This is a genomic window from Shewanella sp. S1-49-MNA-CIBAN-0167, from assembly GCF_040310145.1.
GTDB lineage: Bacteria > Pseudomonadota > Gammaproteobacteria > Enterobacterales > Shewanellaceae > Shewanella > Shewanella psychromarinicola.
The window spans coordinates 103,077-121,546 of sequence record NZ_JBEOPO010000005.1 but is presented as its reverse complement, the minus strand read 5'-3'; the positions used below and the strand labels follow the sequence as shown (position 1 = coordinate 121,546).

Genomic DNA, 18,470 nt, shown 5'->3' with positions numbered 1-18,470 from the left:
AGTGAGACCGGTCTCAAAAAAGCACAATATAGTAACTTTTTTATAACATTGATAATCCGCTGCCCATGGCAGCAAATCCTATCACCAACCACACTAAGCTGGGCTTGAAGACTTTTAACAGACTAAAGCCAATAATCACTAAAGCCATATCCAACGGCATGATCACCGCACTGGTAAATACCGGTTGATAAAGTGCCGCAAGTAAGAGTCCGACAACAGCCGCATTCACTCCCGCGATAGCGCCTGCTATGGCCGGACGTTGGCTTATTGAATGCCAACTTTTTAAGCCCACCAGCATCAGTAAAAAACCCGGGAGAAAAATAGCTAACGTCGCCACTATAGCCCCAAGGATCGGCGACTCTAACCATAAGTCAGCCCCTAAAAAAGTGGCTAAGGTAAACATAGGTCCAGGAATGGCTTGTGCAAGCGCATAACCGGTCAAAAAACGATCTGGGGTAATGTATTCACCGACGCTGGTTTCAAGCAAGGGCAATACCACATGCCCACCACCGAACACTAAACTACCGACTTGATAGAACTGCGCAAAAATTTGTCCAAGGCTATCGGGTTGATTGATAAGATATAAAGATGCCGCTATTCCTATAATAAATAATGCTAACCAACGATAATCAAGCTCAATAGCAGGAGAGTCCGGTGTAATACTGTCACCCCTAGTCATCAGCGTGACCCCAACAATAGCCGCCACAATTAACACGGCTATTTGGATCAATAATGAAGGCATTAATATAATAGCAACAGCTGTTGCTGCCATTAATATTTTTGCGGTTTTTCGTTGGCAAAATTGAGTGAACATTGACAAGGTTGCGTCAGCTACTACCACTACAGCAAGTAACTTTAGGCCGTGAATAGCCCCCGCAACGGTTGTTAATTGCAACCATTGCGCACTGGTAACCGCAAATAAAAACAACAGTAAAAACGATGGTAAGGTAAACCCCAAAAAGGCGGCTAATCCCCCCAGTAAACCGCCACGGTGATAACCAATCGCAAAACCGACCTGACTTGAACCAGGCCCTGGCATAAACTGACTCAGGGCAACAAAACTAGAATATTGCTTATTGTCTAGCCATTGCAGTTCGTCCACAAAGGCTTTTCTAAAATAGCCTATGTGTGCCGCAGGTCCTCCAAAGCTGATCAAACCTAATGCTAAAAAGCGACTGAATATTTGCCACATCGTCCTGGTACCTTTTTGTGTTGGTAAACAATACTATGACATTGAGGTGACATTTTTATGACGACAAAAAACACCCTTCTCTAGTAGCCTCTTATACTAAACCTTATCAATAAGTGATCAACTCAAAACGAGTGTTGAATGACGACTCAAGTACCGCTTACTTTACAAAAAGAGTAATGCAGCGGTTCTAACATGACCAATACTTCAAATGATCGACATGAGAAAACATATCAAACAAATCGGTTACTATTGTTATTTTATACTGACTTGCTCAACCATTGAGAGCTGAATATTGCGGCATGACAGACCATCACCACGCTCAAAATAATCATCTTTCACAGCTGCTTCCCGCGCCAGAATTAAGCATAAAAAATGCCTGATCACACAGTTGCTTCAATTGTTGTAAATCTTCAATACTGCCACCAACTTTACAGCGCATTTGCTCAGGAATACTCAATGCTTGCTGGTATAATTGCTGGCCTTGCTCAGTCACATGTAACACACGCACGCGTTCATCTAACTCGCTGCGACCTCGAGTCACTAACGTTTTACTTTCTAAGCGTTTTAATAACGGGGTTAACGTTCCAGAATCAAGATGTAATTTCTCACCTAAGGTTTTGACACTTATCCCCGGCTCTTTCCAAAGCACCATCATCACCAAATACTGTGGATACGTCAGCGACAACTCATCTAATAAGGGTCGATATGCGCGGATCAAAGCATTGGTCGCGCTGTATAATGAGAAACACACCTGATTTTCAAGTGCTAGCGGATTTTTTGCTGTAGGGAATTGAGATCCAGTAGACGCTTTACTAGGCATAGGCTTTACTCCGCTAACCAATAATATGAGTCAATGATAACATTGGTTGTGCACAACCTATAATTAAAAATTCAGTAAGCCACTTTTTGATAAAAATGCATCAAGCGCGGCGATCCTTGGTCTATAGAAGACTAACATTCAGTTTTACATTAAGGTTAACCATGTCACTTAGCGTTAATTCTCCTTCTTCAATGCCCACCACGATTGATTCAGGCAACAGCTTAAAAGTTGCCGTTATGGCTAACTATCAGCAAAAAATTGAAGGACAAATGGCATTATAACTTATCGCTGCAGCGCAACTATCTGCGCAACGACCTGCGCCGCAGCAATAAGCTAACAGTGGCCATATAAACGGATTATCACAGCATCAAAACCCTAGCGAATAGTCTCTATAAAATCACTAAGGTAAAATCAACGCTTCATACCGCGAACGACATATTGATCAATCCACATCCGCTTATTTTGGGCATCAGTGTTAATATCGAAGCCATTTTAAGGCGTCATCTTGGTCTTCGAAATATTTAATCTCACCTGCAATAAACCAACTACCTACTTTGGCCGCCCATTCTTGCCAGCCTTTATTACCCCAAATCGCCACTCTTTCAAACTCTGATTTATGGTTTAACCCCAGCTTTAAATCATCCCAAGCAGCATGCAAATCCCAACCGTCGAGCTCAGTCGCATCGAGAAATAAACTCACTTGAGGTTGATCAACTTGGCTTAATGCCCCCTCTAGCATTGGGGTAATGACGAGGTAATCTTGGTGGGTTAATGTGCCCGTTGCTTTTAATGTCACAAAAAACACATTTTCAATTCGGTTTATGCCAATCGATAAACCATGTTTCTTCATATCCATATCGAGACTCCTTTACTATGCTTTTACACAATTAAATGCACGCGCGCCCATATAATGTTTGTGCATGCTTATATTTTAGCCACAGATACGAGGAAATGTATGCCGGAGTGCACAAAATAAACGTTAGAGTACTTATGGTGTAATGGGTAATATTAACCATTTAACGATCACAGCAAACGCTCTCTCTAGAGCGGCGTAATATGAGAATAGCCAAGACATGCAAACAAATGAGAGGTTAACATTCTGTTAATATGCATCAGTGGCATGAACACCATTATCAGTGGCAGTATGCCACGACGGTGATGAACAACAGGATCAATGGTCATCAGGCGACTCATCGATAAAACAACAATAGCGTTAGGGTATTCTTCCGACGGGTGCGCCTAAGACGTGATTTACTCTACGGATGCTTTACTCGACGTCCATCTTCTTTAGACAATTGCGAAAAGATCGTTGCGGCTAACATCGTCATAATGCCAACCGTAACGAACGTCAGTTGGAAAGCTCTAAGCACAGTGCCCACTCCATCACTGTCGACATCAGTGCTAAAACCGCCAAGTAAAGCCCCTGCACAGGCAACCCCCAGACTTAATGATAATTGCCCTACCACCGACAACAAACTGTTGCCACTGCTGGCACTGGCATCATCGAGGTCTATTAGAGTTACAACATTCATCGCCGTGAACTGCAACGAGTTGATTGCGCCCAGAATAGCCAGCATTCCCAACAATAACCAGTATGGAGTCTGTTCGCTTACCAAGCTCATGCTCATTAGCATGAGCCCCAGCGCCAACGTATTAGTAGTCAGTACGAAGCGATAGCCTAAACGTTCGATAATCGGTCGTGCCACATACTTGGCCAGTATCGCCGCAGCCGCTAATGGCAACATACTCATCCCAGCCTGAGATGGCGAATAACCCAGCGCCACTTGCAACAGCAATGGCACCAGAAACGGCAACGCGCCACTGCCCAAGCGAGCAAACAGATTACCAAATAGGCCAATAGCAAACGTCCTCGTCCGAAATAATGATGGCGCAAACAGCGGATGCTCAATACGCCCTGCCCGTAACCAATATGCTATCAAACACGCCATACCACCAAATAACAGTAACATCACCCGTAGGTGTGGCATATGCAGTTCGCCTAGCCCTTCCATGGCAATGGTGATCAACAACATCGCCGCACCAAACAGCAAAAAACCCAGACTATCGAAACGCAACTTTTCCTTGCCACGGAGATCAGGGATGAACCGCCACACGGCATAACAACCCACCACGCCAACGGGCAGATTGATCAAAAAGATCCAATGCCATGTCAGGTATTGCACCATCCAACCGCCCATCGTTGGACCGATCAACGGACCGAGTAGACCCGGAATGGTGATAAAACCCATGATCCGTACTAATTCCGAACGCGGATATGTCCGAAGCACCACCAGTCGCCCCACAGGCAACATTAACGCGCCGCCCAACCCCTGAATAACCCGAGCGCCAATGAGCATGTCTAATGAATAGGACAATGCACAAAGCAATGATCCAACACTGAACAATAAGATGGCACCAAAGAAGATTTTTTTGGTGCCAAAGCGATCAGCAATCCAGCCAGAAGCAGGGATCAACAAGGCAACGGTGAGCATGTAAGCGATAATCACGCCTTGCATACGCAGTGGATCTTCATTTAAATCGCTGGCCATCGCCGGGAGTGCTGTATTGAGGATCGTCCCATCAAGCGACTGCATGAAAAAGGCAATCGCGACGACCCAAGGTAACCCACGGGCAGTCTCTGCATCGAGAAGTTGGCTATCAGGCATTAAACCTCCATTTACCACATGAGTGTAGCCACGCCAAGCAGTGCAAACAATACAGCACAACCTCGATGAATAAGCTTCATGGGTAATTTATTAGCACTAAAATGTCCAGCGAGTACAACAGGGACATTGGCAATCAACATTCCCAATGTCGTGCCGATCACAACCCAGGTGAGTGATTGATATTTTGCCGCCAAGACTACAGTGGCAATTTGAGTTTTATCCCCTATTTCAGCAATAAAAAACAAAATAAACGTCGCAGTAAAAGCACCGAGTTGATAGAAACGGTTATCATCATCATCGATTTTATCGGGTATAAGCACCCATAACGCAATAGCAAAAAATGAACCGGCCACCAGATAAGTCGCCCATTGTGGATCAATCCAAGTAATTGCCCACTGGCCAAGCCATGCAGCAAGGAAATGATTCAATATTGTGGCGAGTAAAATACCTGAGATAATAGCGCTTTTATTGCTAAATCTCACCGCGAGCAGCAAGGCTAATAATTGAGTCTTGTCGCCTATTTCAGCGATGGCAACAGTAAGAGTTGAGGCGAATAAAGCTTCCAATGTGATATTCCTAGGGGTAAATGACAACTAAGCACGAGCCACCGCATACCCCTTGATGCAGTTACTGTGCTTAGGTCTCGCTTGGTAAAACCACTGATTAACAGTGAGTTACTGTCTGCACCATGGCGTGAGGCCAATTATGTTGATACAGACATCTTGTGTGCCATAACAGCAAGACAAGATTAGCTACTCCCCTAAAACAATTCGCATTATAACGATTAAATAATTTTATTCAATGGACTCATTTTACAGTGTAAATTCGGCATAAAAATAACCTCACCCCAACAGTAACGCCGTAATGCTACGCTATTGCAAAAATCACGTGTAAAAAAGTTTGGTCTATTGTTGTGTAATTGTTTACAAACACCGCTGTTAGCCTTTAACAGTCAAAGATCCTTGCCTGCTCTGTCACCCTTCTGCTAATGTCCGATACAAATAAAATAAAAATTAGACTGGACATTTTCTGTGAATTTTAAAACGTTAGGCTCTATTTCAATTGTAGCTGGAACGGCCATTGGGGGAGGCATGTTAGCGCTACCATTAGCAACGGCAGCCTTGGGTATGATCCCCGCATTAATCTTATTAGTGGTTATTTGGGGGTTATCAGCTTACACCTCGTTATTGATGTTAGAAATTAATCTTCACTCTGGTGTCGGCGATAACGTCCATGCCATTACCGGTAAAACACTGGGAAAAGTTGGCCAGCTCATTCAAGGTGGCTCATTCCTGAGCTTATTATTTGCGTTAACCATGGTGTATCTGATGGGAGGGTCATCGCTATTAGAAACCCGTTTACAACCCATCGGCATTAACATGAGCAACCAAGTAGCCATCATACTGTTTACGGTTATCTTTGGTGGATTAATTGCCATTGGCGTGAAGTGGATTGATAAAGTATCACGCATTTTATTTACTTCTATGGTGGTGTTACTCGTCATTGTGGTGGCATTTTTATTACCAGACGTTAATTTAATCAGTGCATTAAACAATTACTCAACCGATGTTGCTTCAGGCACAGCGCTACAACAATTATGGCTAGCAGCCATTCCTGTAGTGTTTACCTCATTTGGTTTCCATGTGTGTATTGCGACGATTGTGCGCTACTTAGAAGGTGATGCCGTTTCACTCAGAAAAGTGTTATTGATCGGCTCGAGCATTCCACTGGTTTGCTATATCCTGTGGTTGTTAGTGACCTTAGGGTCTTTAGGCGGCGAAACCGTCCATAGCTTTGGTGGTTCACTGCCTAAACTCGTTGCAGCTTTACAAAGCTTAGCTCAATCAAGAATTATAATCCAAGCCATTGATTTATTTGCTAACCTTGCATTAATCACTTCGTTCTTAGGCGTTACCATGAGCTTGTTTGACTATGTTGCCGAACTCACTCGAGCCAAGGATGATGCCTCAGGTCGCGCTAAAACATGGCTCATTACCTTTATACCACCGCTATTGTGTGCACTTTACTACCCAGATGGCTTTTTAAGCGTCCTTGGTTTTGCAGCTATTCCATTGGTGGTGATAATTATCTATTTACCCATTGCAATGGCATTAAAGCAACGTTCACAGCCATTGGGCGGCTACCAAGTCTCTGGTGGCAGTTTGGGACTTATCATCGCGGGCTTACTCGGTACCTTGATTGTTGTTGCCCAGTTGATGGTGGCATTAGCCTGAACCATATAACTCATAAAATAGATTTGTAAGCGAGTTTTACAAACCCTATTAAGATGATAAAACATTTGTTAAAGTCAGGCTAAGCCTGACTTTTTTGTTTTACGCTTCAATAACATCGACCAATATAATTAAACAAGAATTAAACAAGCATGAGACATGACTGGCCATACTATACATCACACGCTAACACCTCCTCCCCAAAAAATAACGGAATTACATAATGAAAAAATGGTTATTAACTGTTGCAATAGCAGCCAGCTTTGGCGCTATGGCAGATGAAGGTATGTGGCAACCACATCAACTACCTGCGATGGCCGATGAACTCAAGGAAAAAGGCTTAGAGATCAGCGCTGAATCAATCTCTAAATTAACTGAATTTCCAATGAATGCCGTGATCAGCCTTGGTGGTTGTACCGCTTCATTTGTATCGCCAAAAGGCTTAGTCGTCACCAATCACCACTGTGCCTATGGTTCAATTCAGTACAACTCAACATCCGATAAAAACCTGCTTAAAGACGGGTTTTTAGCCAAAACTTACGCAGAAGAACTACCTGCTACACCGGGTTCGCGTATTTTTGTGACTGAAACGGTCACTAATGTTACCGATAACGTTAAAGCAAACCAAATGGATAAGGTGGGTAATGATTTTTACCAAGGCATAGAACAGCAAGAAAAAGCCTTAGTGGCAGAGTGTGAAAAAGAAGACGGTTACCGCTGCCAAGTGTATAGCTTCCATGGTGGCTTAGAATATTATCTGGTTAAGCAGTTAGAAATTCGTGACGTGCGTTTAGCTTACAATCCAGCGGCTAGCGTAGGTAAATACGGCGGCGATATCGACAACTGGATGTGGCCACGCCATACTGGTGACTTCTCATTTTATCGGGCATATGTATCTAAAGACGGAAAGCCTGCCGATTTTAGCAAAGACAACGTACCGTACGAGCCAAAAAGCTTTTTAAAAGTATCCGCTAAGGGCGTTAGCGATGGCGACTTTGTGATGGTTGCCGGTTACCCAGGCAGTACTAACCGCTACCGCACTGCCGATGAAGTTAATAATCAGTTTGAGTGGGCTTATCCTGAAGGGAAAGTCCTGCAAGAGCGCATGATTGAGATCATCAAAGAAACCGCGCCAGAAGGCAGCGACGAGCGGATTAAATACGAAAGCTTGATTGCTGGTTTAGCCAATTATGCCAAAAATTTTACCTCGATGATTGAGTATTATGGTAAATCAACCATGCTCGCTGATCGTGAGAAAATAGAGAGCGATTTAGCAAACTGGATCGGCAAAGATAAAAAGCGCCAACAGCAATATGGCGAAACACTATCAAGCTTAGAAAAACTGGTTGCTAAGAGTCAGCAAAATCAGCAAAGAGACACTTTATTAGGTTATATCGGTTACACCACTATGGTCACCACCGCACGTGATTTGTATCGCTTAGCTAATGAGAAAACCTTAGCTGATATGGCTCGTGAACCAGGTTACCAAGAACGTGACATGACCAACTTTACCTCAAGCATGGAACGTATTGATCGCCGTTATGCAGCCAGTGTCGATAAAGCCCTGCTAGCCGATTTACTGACGCGCTATGCCGCATTACCTGCAGAGCAGCATTTAGCCTCTTTAGATAAAGCCTTTGGTATTAGCAAAAAATTTGATGCTAAAGCGTTAGCGAACACATTGGATAAAATGTACGCCAACACCAAGCTAAACAACAAAGAAACTCGCTTAGCATGGATGAACAAATCGGTTGCCGACTTTAAAGCCTCTAACGACCCATTCATTCAATTTGCAGTACAAACCTTTGATGCTGACATGGCGCGCGAAAAAGAGAAAAAGCAATTAGAAGGAGACTTAATGAAAGTACGTCCACAATATATGGACGCGATCATTGCCTACAATCGCGAGTTAGGAAAACCGGTTTATGCTGATGCAAACTCAAGCCTGCGGGTGACAATAGGTAACGTGAAAGGTTACTCACCACAAGATGGCCTAGTGGCAATCCCTTTTACCCGTTTAGAAGGCCTTTTAGCCAAAGACACTGGAGTTGACCCATTTGATGCACCAGCAAAACAGCTTGAGCTGATTAAGCAAAAGCAATACGGCGATTACTATGTCAAAGCCATTGACTCAGTCCCGGTTAATTTTTTATCGACCCTTGATACAACCGGCGGTAACTCAGGATCACCCACCTTAAACGGCCGCGCTGAATTAGTCGGTTTGCTGTTTGACGGTGTGTACGAAAGTATCATTGGTGACTGGGGATACGACGCTCAAAGCAATCGTTCCATCCAAGTTGATAGCCGTTATATGCTCTGGGTAATGCAGTACTTAGATCATGCTGACAATTTATTAGCTGAAATGGACATTGTTAAATAATCATTGTTTAACAAAATGCTCAGCTTACTGCGCATTTAAGACTCAATAACTCTGCGGCCGTTAATGGCCGCATTGTTTTTTCTGCTAATTCCGCAAGACACACATCCAGCAACTGGGTACGCATTAAATCAATCACTTTATAGCTCAACGCCTGACACATACGCCTAATCTGCCGATTTAATCCTTGGGTTAATACGATCTCAAATCTGTCTTCATCCGCCACAGAGCTCCATCGCCGAATGTCACACGGTCGAGTTTGCACTTGCCCATATTGCACGCCTTGCGCCATCATCAATAAAAATTCTGCGCTAATAGGCTTATCCACTTGGACGACATAAGTCTTTGGATGATAAAAATCAGGATGCATTAACGCTTGAGTCAATTGGCCATCATTAGTGAGCAGTAATAATCCGCGAGAATTTTTATCTAAACGCCCTGCAGGATACAGCCTGGGTGACTCGGGTAATAAATGGAGCAGACTATGGGGATCATTAGCTAATAAACGGCAATCAACGCCAACAGGCTTATGGTACAGCCAATACTGTTTAGCTTGCACGGGCAAAATGGGTTTACCATCCACCAAAACCATCACCGCTTCTGCGGGGTTAATTCGATCAGTATGCTTGGCTAATTGATGATTAAGACTCACTCGACCACTATCGATAAGTCGCGCAGCTTGCCGTCTTGATGCCACGCCACACACAGCTAAATAATGACTTAATCGCATCGATGTCATAGACAATACTCAAGCAAGAATGGACATAAAATAACGGGTTCCGAGAAATAGGTCCACATTAGTTTGTTACGTGTTAATTGTTAATTGTTATTTTTTATTAGCATGCTTAACCCGAGGCAGATGCAGCATAAAATATTCACCTGGGTTAATGACCATATAGCCGATGACACAACATAGGTAAAAATTTATCAAACAATTGGCAAAATCCAACTGACGCTAATCCAATAGCATCAATGACATGAACACAATCATTAGGTGTCAATCATGATTGCAGACACTCCTCGGTCACGGGTCGATACTTAAGCAAAAACAGGCATGGGCATGTTAACCCGGAAAACGCAAAAGTAATGACCAATATCCAAGAACCAAGAACCAAGAACAGTAATAGCCAATCATTACTGATTGGCTATTACTTGATTATCGTAAAATAGCGACATTCGTCGCCACTTAAACTGGGTAAGCAAGTAATGATTGATCATATAACCGATTTAGACTCGTTTACGAAATATCACAATAATCACTGCCATGACGGCCAAAATCATACAATACCAAGCATTAGACACTGCGACTAATGGACTAATGGTAAACACAGAGGCAATTAATAGTGCTTGGGCGCCATGTGGAATTAACCCCTGAATAATACAAGCAAAAATATCGAGAATACTGGCCGCTCGTTTGGGGGAAACCCCATGCTTTTCGGCTAGCTCCTTGGCGATATCACCCGTCACCACAATCGACACAGTATTGTTAGCTACACATGTATTGGTAGCGGCAACAATCGCGGCCATGCCTAACTCTGCCGCACGGCTTGATGCTTCGCCATTCGCTTTTGAAAAACGTTTGATTAGACGTTCAATCTGCTTGCTGACAAACGTTAGTCCACCCTGCTGCTGCATTAGTGCCGCTAAACCACCGACTAACATCGACAGAATAAAAATCTCCTGCATATTGGTAAAACCGGTGTAAATGTCATTACCAAATTGGATAAAGGTATAGTGAGAACTTAACACGCCTGTCACGCCGGCTAATACTATCCCTAATGACAGCACCACAAATACGTTTAAGCCGACAACCGCTAACACTAGAATGGTTAAATACGGTAGTACTTTTAAGATTTCAATATCCTGAGCAACAATATCTGCTTGCCCTTGACCGACAAATGAAAAAGCAATCAAGGTGAGGATCGACGCAGGGATAGCAAACACTAAGTTCTCACGAAATTTATCTTTCATTTCACAGCCCTGAGTTCGCGTTGCCGCAATCGTGGTATCTGAAATAATCGATAAATTGTCACCAAATAACGCACCAGACATTACTGCACCCGCCATTATGGCATAGTCAATATGAGCTTGATCAGCGACCCCTAACGCCACCGGCGCAACGGCAGCAATGGTGCCCATCGACGTCCCCATCGATGTTGCAATAAAAGCGGCTATAACAAAAAAACCAGGCAATAATAAATTGGATGGAATAAACGATAAACCGAGTGCCACCGTCGCATCAACGCCGCCAGTTGCTTTTGCAACAGCAGCAAATGCACCAGCCAATAAATAAATTAAACACATAGCAATAATATTACTGTGGCCAATACCTTCAATAAAGGTTTCTATCGCACTATTGATTTGCTGCTTTGACAACAATATTGCCAATACAATGGCAGGTAAAATGGCAATAACACTGGGTAATTGGTAGAACGCATAATCAACACCCTGACTTTGAAAATATAAGCCTGCACCAATAAACAATCCTAAAAACAAAAAAAGTGGCAATAATGCCACAAACGATGCCGGGCTGTTTACTGCCGAGGTGGCTGATGAAGTAGCTTTAGTCAAAGTGGTCTCTCTTTATCTTAACGAATAGGGATTGGCGGATGAGAAAAGCGAGTACGACTCAATCTCGATCATCAATGAATATTTAACAAAATGTTCAACGCTGCTATATATTGCAGTCATATCAAAACAAGTTGTGCCAAGAATAAGAGAACTCTTCACCACTGTCAATATAGACGTCTAGACTTCCTTTATTTTGGCGTATTTAATTCTTAAATCTGAAAAATGCTACAAATAATTTACATAAATATAGAGTCTGTTGATCTTTCGTGATCAATTTTGCAGCAGTTTGTGGCGATTTGATACCCGGCGGGTTTATCTAAAGAGCAACACTATTTATCTCGAATAAATTGGGATCACGAAAGAACCATAAGCCCTGATCAACTTATCGATTTGTCACCCCTTTTTAAAGTAAAAATTGATTTACGTTAGTATTAACCTAATGTCGATTTGCTATTCTATATAAGCATTCACACATTTATACCATCGCATTATGGCCTTGTCTAAATAGTACAAGGATAAATGTGCAGGGTATTCAGCGTAGGTGAAATATGACCCATAAACCCGATCGGATCACTGCAATGAAACAACTCATTGCCCAAGTAAAACAAACCTTCCCATTAGACTCCCCTGATCTCTTTCGCTGTGGGCCCGCTAACAGTTGTGTGGGTTGCCCAAAAAAACTATTAGATCTTATCGATTCTGAGGTCACCTACTGGGAAGCGGCAATCGCACAGGGCGTTATGCCCTCTTTAGGTGATATCAGCCGCTTTGGTAAATTATGCCAAAACGTCGGCCGAGGATTAAAACGCAATCATATTCAACTGTCACCCGTTCTTGTAACTCAGTAAGCAACTCTGTATGCAACTCTGTATGCAGCTCTGAACGCCTCACTTATTTTTAGGGAGGACATATTAATACGGCTCTGAATTTACTCCTCTTGCTGTCAATAAGCGTAAAAGCGAACCGTCCAATTAGTGGCATAAAAAAGCCCACATAAGTGGGCTTAAAAGATAAAACACATTACCTTACTCGTCAGTGTCGCCTAACGATAGCAATGTCGCATTACCACCAAGAGCGGTAATGTTGTTGGTACGCGTTTTTTCAGTCACAAAACGGGTTAAGTAATGTGGACCACCGGCTTTAGGACCTGTACCTGATAACCCTTGACCACCAAATGGCTGCACACCCACTACGGCACCAATTTGGTTACGATTAATGTACACGTTACCGACATTCACTTTATCGGCTAGATTAAGCGCATGGCCTTCATTACGGCTGTGGATCCCTAATGTTAACCCAAACCCAGTGCTATTGATTTCGTCAATCACTTTGCCTAAATCAGCAGCCTTATAACGGATTACATGCAAAATAGGCCCAAAATGCTCTTTTTCTAGCATCTTTATCGAATCGATTTCAACCGCGGTTGGGGCAACAAAGTGACCCTTCTCAGTACCCGCTGGTAACTCAAGTTTATTAATTAACTTACCTACTTGGCTAATATGGTCAATATGGGCATTCAAGTTTGCTTTAGCCGTTGCATCTATCACTGGGCCCACGTCCGTCTTAACGAAGCTAGGATCGCCAATGACCAATTGCTCCATTGCACCTTTCATCACTTCAATCACCCTATCGGCAATATCTTCTTGTAAAAACAACACTCGCAGTGCTGAACAACGTTGACCAGCACTGGTAAATGATGAAGAAACTACATCATTTACCACTTGTTCAGGCTGTGACGTTGAGTCAACCACCATGGCATTTTGACCACCGGTTTCAGCGATTAATGGAATAATGGCGCCATCACGGTTGGCTAAGGTACGGTTGATAAGCTTTGCTGTACCTGTAGACCCGGTAAAACACACACCGCCAATACGCTCATCAGCCGTTAAGGCAGAACCGACAACAGCCCCCGTACCGGGTAAGAACTGCAATACATCTTTAGGGATCCCCGCTTCATGAGCAAGCTGCACGGCACGATAACCCACTAAGCAGGTTTGTTCAGCTGGCTTGGCAATCACGGTATTACCCGCGGCTAACGCCGCTGATACTTGGCCGATGAAAATCGCTAACGGGAAGTTCCATGGACTAATACAAACAAAAATTCCGCGACCTTGTAAAAACAACTCATTAAGCTCACCTGTTGGGCCAGGAAGTAATTCAGGCTTAGCCATCATTTTCTTCGCTTGCACGGCGTAGTAACGACAGAAATCGACCGCTTCACGTACTTCATCGATACCGTCTTGAATGCTCTTACCCGCTTCACGGGTACACAACACAATCAGCTCTTCTCGGTTTTCTTCCAGTAAATCGGCTAGTTTTTGCAGTGCATTGGCACGCGTCTCAACCGGAGTCCGCGCCCAACGGCCAAAAGCGGCATCAGCACCCGCGACCGCTTGCTCTATTGCTTTAGCATCAGCAAACGCCACAGTGCCTACCGTTAATGAAGTATCAAAAGGACTCACTACCGTTTGTACATCACCCGTTAAGGTCTGACCGTTAACCAACGGACCCGCAGTCCACTGAGTGGCACTGTACGTTTCTAATGCAGCAAAAAATGGCTCTGATTCAGAAATAATGTTCATGTTTAGTCCTTTAGAGTTTTTACGTTCTGCACCAAAAATATCTGCTGGCTGCACAATTTTTTGATTAGCTAAGGTTTTATAACCTTGTAAGGTCACTAATGGGTGAACCACTAAGCTTTCAATAGGGGTATGTGGGTCTACTAACTTGTGCACAAATGAGGTATTCGCACCGTTTTCAAGTAAGCGACGGACCAAGTAAGGCAGCAAGTCTTTATGGGCACCGATTGGCGCATAAATACGCACGGCTTTAGCACCACTTTCAGATAAAATGGTGTCGTACAATTCTTGCCCCATACCATGTAAGCGTTGGTACTCATAAAGGCGATCGCCGGCCATGGCATTAATACTGGCTACCGTTTGCGCGTTATGAGTAGCAAATTGCGGGTAAATAGCACCGCGAGTGGCATCTGATAGTAAGAAGCGTGCACAGGCCAAATAAGACACATCAGTGCTCGCTTTACGAGTAAATAAAGGATACCCCCCGTCACCCGCTTGCTGAGCCCATTTAAGCTCACTATCCCAATACGCACCTTTTACTAAACGTAATGGAATTTCATCACCTTGATCTTTTGCAAGACGAGTCACCCAGCATAAAACAGGTAAGCAGCGCTTCGAATAGGCCTGCACCACAATACCCAGTAAGCCCCATCCTTTGGCGGCATCTGACTGATACAATTTCTTGAACAATGTTAACGATAGTTCAAGACGATCCATTTCTTCGGCATCAATTGAAATACCAATCTTCAGCTCACGGGCTTGAACAATCAGCTTAATGACAGTGTCGTATAGTTCGGTTAATACGCGATCTTCATTGGCGACTTCATAACGAGGATGCAATGCTGACAGTTTAATTGAAATTGTTGGCCGTGGAGCGTCAGACTCATCAAATTGCTGCGCACCTAAATCACCGATAGCGTTACTGTAATCGATGAAGTATTTTTGCGCATCACTGGCCGTTAAAGCTGCCTCACCAAGCATGTCATAACTGTGGGTATAACCTAACTTACGCTTAGCTTCGCTATTTTTGAGCGCTTCTTTGACATTGCGCCCTAATACAAACTGCTTACCCATAATCTTCATCGCAGCTAACATCGCTTGACGGATCACAGGCTCGCCAACGCGGTTAACGAGACGCTTAAGCAAGTTACTCGGTGTACCGTCAATGTTACGATCTAACTTAACGATTCTTCCGGTAAGCATTAACCCCCACGTTGAGGCATTAACCAGTAGTGAACCACTTTTGTTAAGGTGTACATCCCACTTAGCCCCAGACAGCTTATCTTCTATTAACGCATCGGCAGTTTCAGCATCAGGAATGCGCAACAGAGCTTCAGCTAAACACATTAGGATAATCCCTTCTTGTGTTTCTAAACTGTATTGTTGTAAAAAGGCATCAACCCCTACCATTAAACCTTTTTTCTCAAACTGACGTACTTTGCTAACGAGTTCGTGAGCGCGACGAGTGACTTGCTCAATGTCTGTATCAGACGAAGGCACTAACTTGATTAATTCAGATAGGTATTGCTCTTCATCGACAATATAGTTATCAGTAATGGCTTTAAATAACTCATCAAGAGTGGCATTGTCATAGCGGCCTTCCAGTACTTCACTCGCTTTGAACATAGTATTCGATTCCATCTAGGTCAGATTAAGGATGGTTGTTGTGGCTATTAAATGAACACAGTATTCATAAATATTCTATTTTGTATACAATGTACGATCTATTTTTCGGCGATTATACCTTCAAAATGTGAACTTGGACACTATAGATAAAAAATTGCCAACAATTGTTTGATTTTCATCACTGCATTATCCGTGCGCAATGTGATAAGACGTGAAAGTTGACAGGTAAAGGTTTTTAACAGCTTGTTAAGTAACAATTAATATTTATTTAACATAATAAAAAAATGAATGACTCTTATAGAAAAAAATGAAATAAAAAAAGCCAACGTTTGAATAGTTGGCTTTTTAGCAAGGATATGAATCGCATAAAAGATGATTTGATTCTATAGAAGCTCATCATCAACGGATATTATTACATCCAACGACTATTTTTACGACGCTGCGGACGCGGTAAGTACACCAATATAATACCAATCAATGCACCCATACCGCCAATCAAGCCACCTTGCTGCCACATTTGATAACGACGATTATCAACCCCTTGCTGCACTTTTAACTCGGCTTCATCTCGCTGTTTAACCGCTATCGTTAATGCAGCGTTTAATTCAGTCACCTTTTCGTTAGCCAGAATTAAATATTCTTCAGTATTGTCAGTATTTTGAGTAATTTGATTTAATTGCTCATTAGCTTGCTTCAGTTGGGCTTCCATCTCTGGAAAACGTTCACGAAAACTAGGCTGATCGGTCACTAAACTGGTTAATACCCAGCCTTCTCGGCCTTTATGATCAATAATTTGAGTGAAATCACCATCGGTATTATCCAATAACGTGATCGGTTGACCCGCTTCTACGCTACCAAGAATACGAAATTCTGTACCCGGTCCACCATGAATAAACGTATACACATCATCAGAAATAAAACGCGTTGGTGCTTGGGCCGCAAATACGCCACTTGGCGCAAGTAAAAATATAAGGATTGAAAGTACTCTTAACACGGTATTTATCCAAACTCAGAAAACTTATGGTCATGCTATTTATTAAATGCTCTGAATGCAAGAAGGAAGTCATATGACTTCCTTCTTAAATGCATTCGCACTCACACTTCTGTTAATACTTCATTGGGTCTTGGCTAAATTAACTAAAGATGCTCTTAATAATGAAGAAGAACACAATAGATAATGCAGCACCTGCTGGCAGGGTAATAACCCAAGACACAACAATGTTACGCACCACACCAATATTGATTGCCGCGATACCACGCGCCATGCCCACACCTAACACTGCGCCCACTAAGGTTTGTGTGGTCGAGATAGGTAAACCGGTACCAGAAGCAATAACCACAGTCGATGCGGCAGCTAATTCAGCAGCAAAACCACGGCTTGGCGTTAAATGGGTGATGTTTTTACCAATGGTTTTCATCACACGCTGACCAAAAATAGCCAACCCCAACACAATACCCACTGCGCCTAATGGTAAAATCCACCATGCTAGAACAGCTTCAGCACCAATAACACCGCCACTTTCAACCACAGAAACCACTGCAGCTAATGGACCAATCGCGTTAGCAACGTCGTTTGAACCATGTGCAAATGCCATACAACATGCAGTTACAACCATTAAAATGGCGAAGACTTTTTCAACATTACCATACTGAGTTTGACGGTCAGCTTTGTCGCTCATTTTTAAACGGCTAATGGCCACTTTACCCAAAAGACCAACTACGGCCGCAACAGCCGCCGCTAAAAGATAAGCTTCTACGGTTGAAAAATTGATGCCTACATGCTTTAAACCTTTGGTAATGGTCACAAGAGACATCACAAAACCGGCTAATGCCATGTAAAAAGGCACATAACGCTTAGCATTTCCCAACGGATCATCGGTATCAAAAATCAGCTTTTGCACACTTTGGAAAATGATATAAGCAATAAAACCCGAAATTGCGGGTGTCACAACCCAAGAGCCAATAATACCGCCAACCTTACCCCATTCAACAGCGTCAGCATTGACACCCACTGCGGCAAAACCGACAATCGCGCCAATAATCGAATGGGTTGTAGAAACGGGCCAGCCTAACGCTGACGCTACCACTAACCAAATACCTGCAGCAAGTAATGAGGCAATCATGCCGTATACCAATAACTCTGGTACGTCAGTAAAATAACTGGCGTCGATAATACCTTTACGAATAGTACTTGTGACTTCACCACCGGCTAAAAATGCACCGGTGAACTCAAAGATCATTGCAATAATAATCGCTTGTTTAATGGTAATGGCATTAGAACCTACAGAGGTCCCCATTGCATTGGCTACGTCGTTTGCACCAATACCCCATGCCATTAAAAATCCGAATGCAGCCGCTATCATAATAAGCATAGGGCCATTGGTGACTAATACATCAACCATTTTGTT

Annotated in this window: 13 protein-coding genes and 1 riboswitch; of the genes, 3 read left to right on the top strand and 10 right to left on the bottom strand. The window is 43.2% G+C overall.

What is annotated here, in order from left to right:
• Positions 1–40: 40 nt before the first annotated feature.
• The 5 genes from chrA to AAEZ00_RS03720 all read right to left on the bottom strand — a co-directional run bounded on the left by chrA (position 41) and on the right by AAEZ00_RS03720 (position 5,244).
• The gene (gene chrA, locus AAEZ00_RS03740; RefSeq protein WP_124014013.1) at positions 41–1,192 is read right to left on the bottom strand and encodes a chromate efflux transporter; all 1,152 of its coding nucleotides are present in this window, start codon (positions 1,190–1,192) and stop codon (positions 41–43) included.
• A 328-nt stretch (positions 1,193–1,520) separates the two neighbouring features.
• Positions 1,521–2,012 (bottom strand): transcriptional regulator OhrR, encoded by a 492-nt coding sequence (gene ohrR / locus AAEZ00_RS03735; protein ID WP_124014012.1) that lies wholly within the window; start codon positions 2,010–2,012, stop codon positions 1,521–1,523.
• 475 nt (positions 2,013–2,487) lie between these two features.
• Complete coding sequence (locus tag AAEZ00_RS03730) at positions 2,488–2,868, bottom strand: SpoIIAA family protein (RefSeq protein ID WP_101032867.1); 381 nt, start codon at positions 2,866–2,868, stop codon at positions 2,488–2,490.
• Between the two features lie 400 nt (positions 2,869–3,268).
• Positions 3,269–4,678 (bottom strand): multidrug transporter subunit MdtD, encoded by a 1,410-nt coding sequence (gene mdtD / locus AAEZ00_RS03725; RefSeq protein WP_124014011.1) that lies wholly within the window; start codon positions 4,676–4,678, stop codon positions 3,269–3,271.
• 11 nt (positions 4,679–4,689) lie between these two features.
• On the bottom strand, positions 4,690–5,244 hold the full coding sequence (locus AAEZ00_RS03720; protein WP_124014010.1) for a TMEM165/GDT1 family protein: 555 nt from the start codon (positions 5,242–5,244) through the stop codon (positions 4,690–4,692).
• Positions 5,245–5,339: 95 nt separating this feature from the next.
• A riboswitch (yybP-ykoY riboswitch) is annotated at positions 5,340–5,451 on the bottom strand.
• A 258-nt stretch (positions 5,452–5,709) separates the two neighbouring features.
• Here AAEZ00_RS03720 and AAEZ00_RS03715 point away from each other — a divergent pair.
• Both AAEZ00_RS03715 and AAEZ00_RS03710 read left to right on the top strand, forming a co-directional pair.
• Positions 5,710–6,912 carry an aromatic amino acid transport family protein gene (locus AAEZ00_RS03715; protein ID WP_101032870.1) on the top strand — a complete coding sequence of 401 codons (1,203 nt, stop codon included), beginning with the start codon at positions 5,710–5,712 and terminating at the stop codon, positions 6,910–6,912.
• A gap of 220 nt (positions 6,913–7,132) precedes the next feature.
• Complete coding sequence (locus tag AAEZ00_RS03710) at positions 7,133–9,289, top strand: S46 family peptidase (RefSeq protein WP_351088344.1); 2,157 nt, start codon at positions 7,133–7,135, stop codon at positions 9,287–9,289.
• Positions 9,290–9,308: 19 nt separating this feature from the next.
• Here the strand turns inward: AAEZ00_RS03710 and AAEZ00_RS03705 are convergent, their stop codons facing one another.
• Together AAEZ00_RS03705 and AAEZ00_RS03700 are read right to left on the bottom strand one after the other, a co-directional pair.
• Positions 9,309–10,016: a pseudouridine synthase gene (locus tag AAEZ00_RS03705; protein ID WP_351088353.1), complete on the bottom strand. Its 708-nt coding sequence runs from the start codon at positions 10,014–10,016 to the stop codon at positions 9,309–9,311.
• Between the two features lie 497 nt (positions 10,017–10,513).
• On the bottom strand, positions 10,514–11,857 hold the full coding sequence (locus AAEZ00_RS03700) for a Na+/H+ antiporter NhaC family protein (protein WP_101032873.1): 1,344 nt from the start codon (positions 11,855–11,857) through the stop codon (positions 10,514–10,516).
• Between the two features lie 548 nt (positions 11,858–12,405).
• Between AAEZ00_RS03700 and AAEZ00_RS03695 the strand changes: the two genes are divergently transcribed.
• A complete protein-coding gene (locus AAEZ00_RS03695) occupies positions 12,406–12,705 on the top strand; it encodes a hypothetical protein (RefSeq protein ID WP_335687581.1) in 300 nt (99 codons plus the stop codon).
• A gap of 177 nt (positions 12,706–12,882) precedes the next feature.
• Here AAEZ00_RS03695 and putA read toward each other — a convergent pair whose 3' ends face one another.
• The 3 genes from putA to AAEZ00_RS03680 all read right to left on the bottom strand — a co-directional run bounded on the left by putA (position 12,883) and on the right by AAEZ00_RS03680 (position 18,464).
• Positions 12,883–16,077 (bottom strand): bifunctional proline dehydrogenase/L-glutamate gamma-semialdehyde dehydrogenase PutA, encoded by a 3,195-nt coding sequence (gene putA / locus AAEZ00_RS03690; RefSeq protein WP_351088343.1) that lies wholly within the window; start codon positions 16,075–16,077, stop codon positions 12,883–12,885.
• A 397-nt stretch (positions 16,078–16,474) separates the two neighbouring features.
• Positions 16,475–17,056 carry a TIGR04211 family SH3 domain-containing protein gene (locus tag AAEZ00_RS03685; protein ID WP_124014005.1) on the bottom strand — a complete coding sequence of 194 codons (582 nt, stop codon included), beginning with the start codon at positions 17,054–17,056 and terminating at the stop codon, positions 16,475–16,477.
• A 139-nt stretch (positions 17,057–17,195) separates the two neighbouring features.
• Positions 17,196–18,464, bottom strand: a complete 1,269-nt coding sequence (locus AAEZ00_RS03680) for an inorganic phosphate transporter (RefSeq protein WP_101032877.1) — start codon at positions 18,462–18,464, stop codon at positions 17,196–17,198.
• Positions 18,465–18,470: the final 6 nt, after the last annotated feature.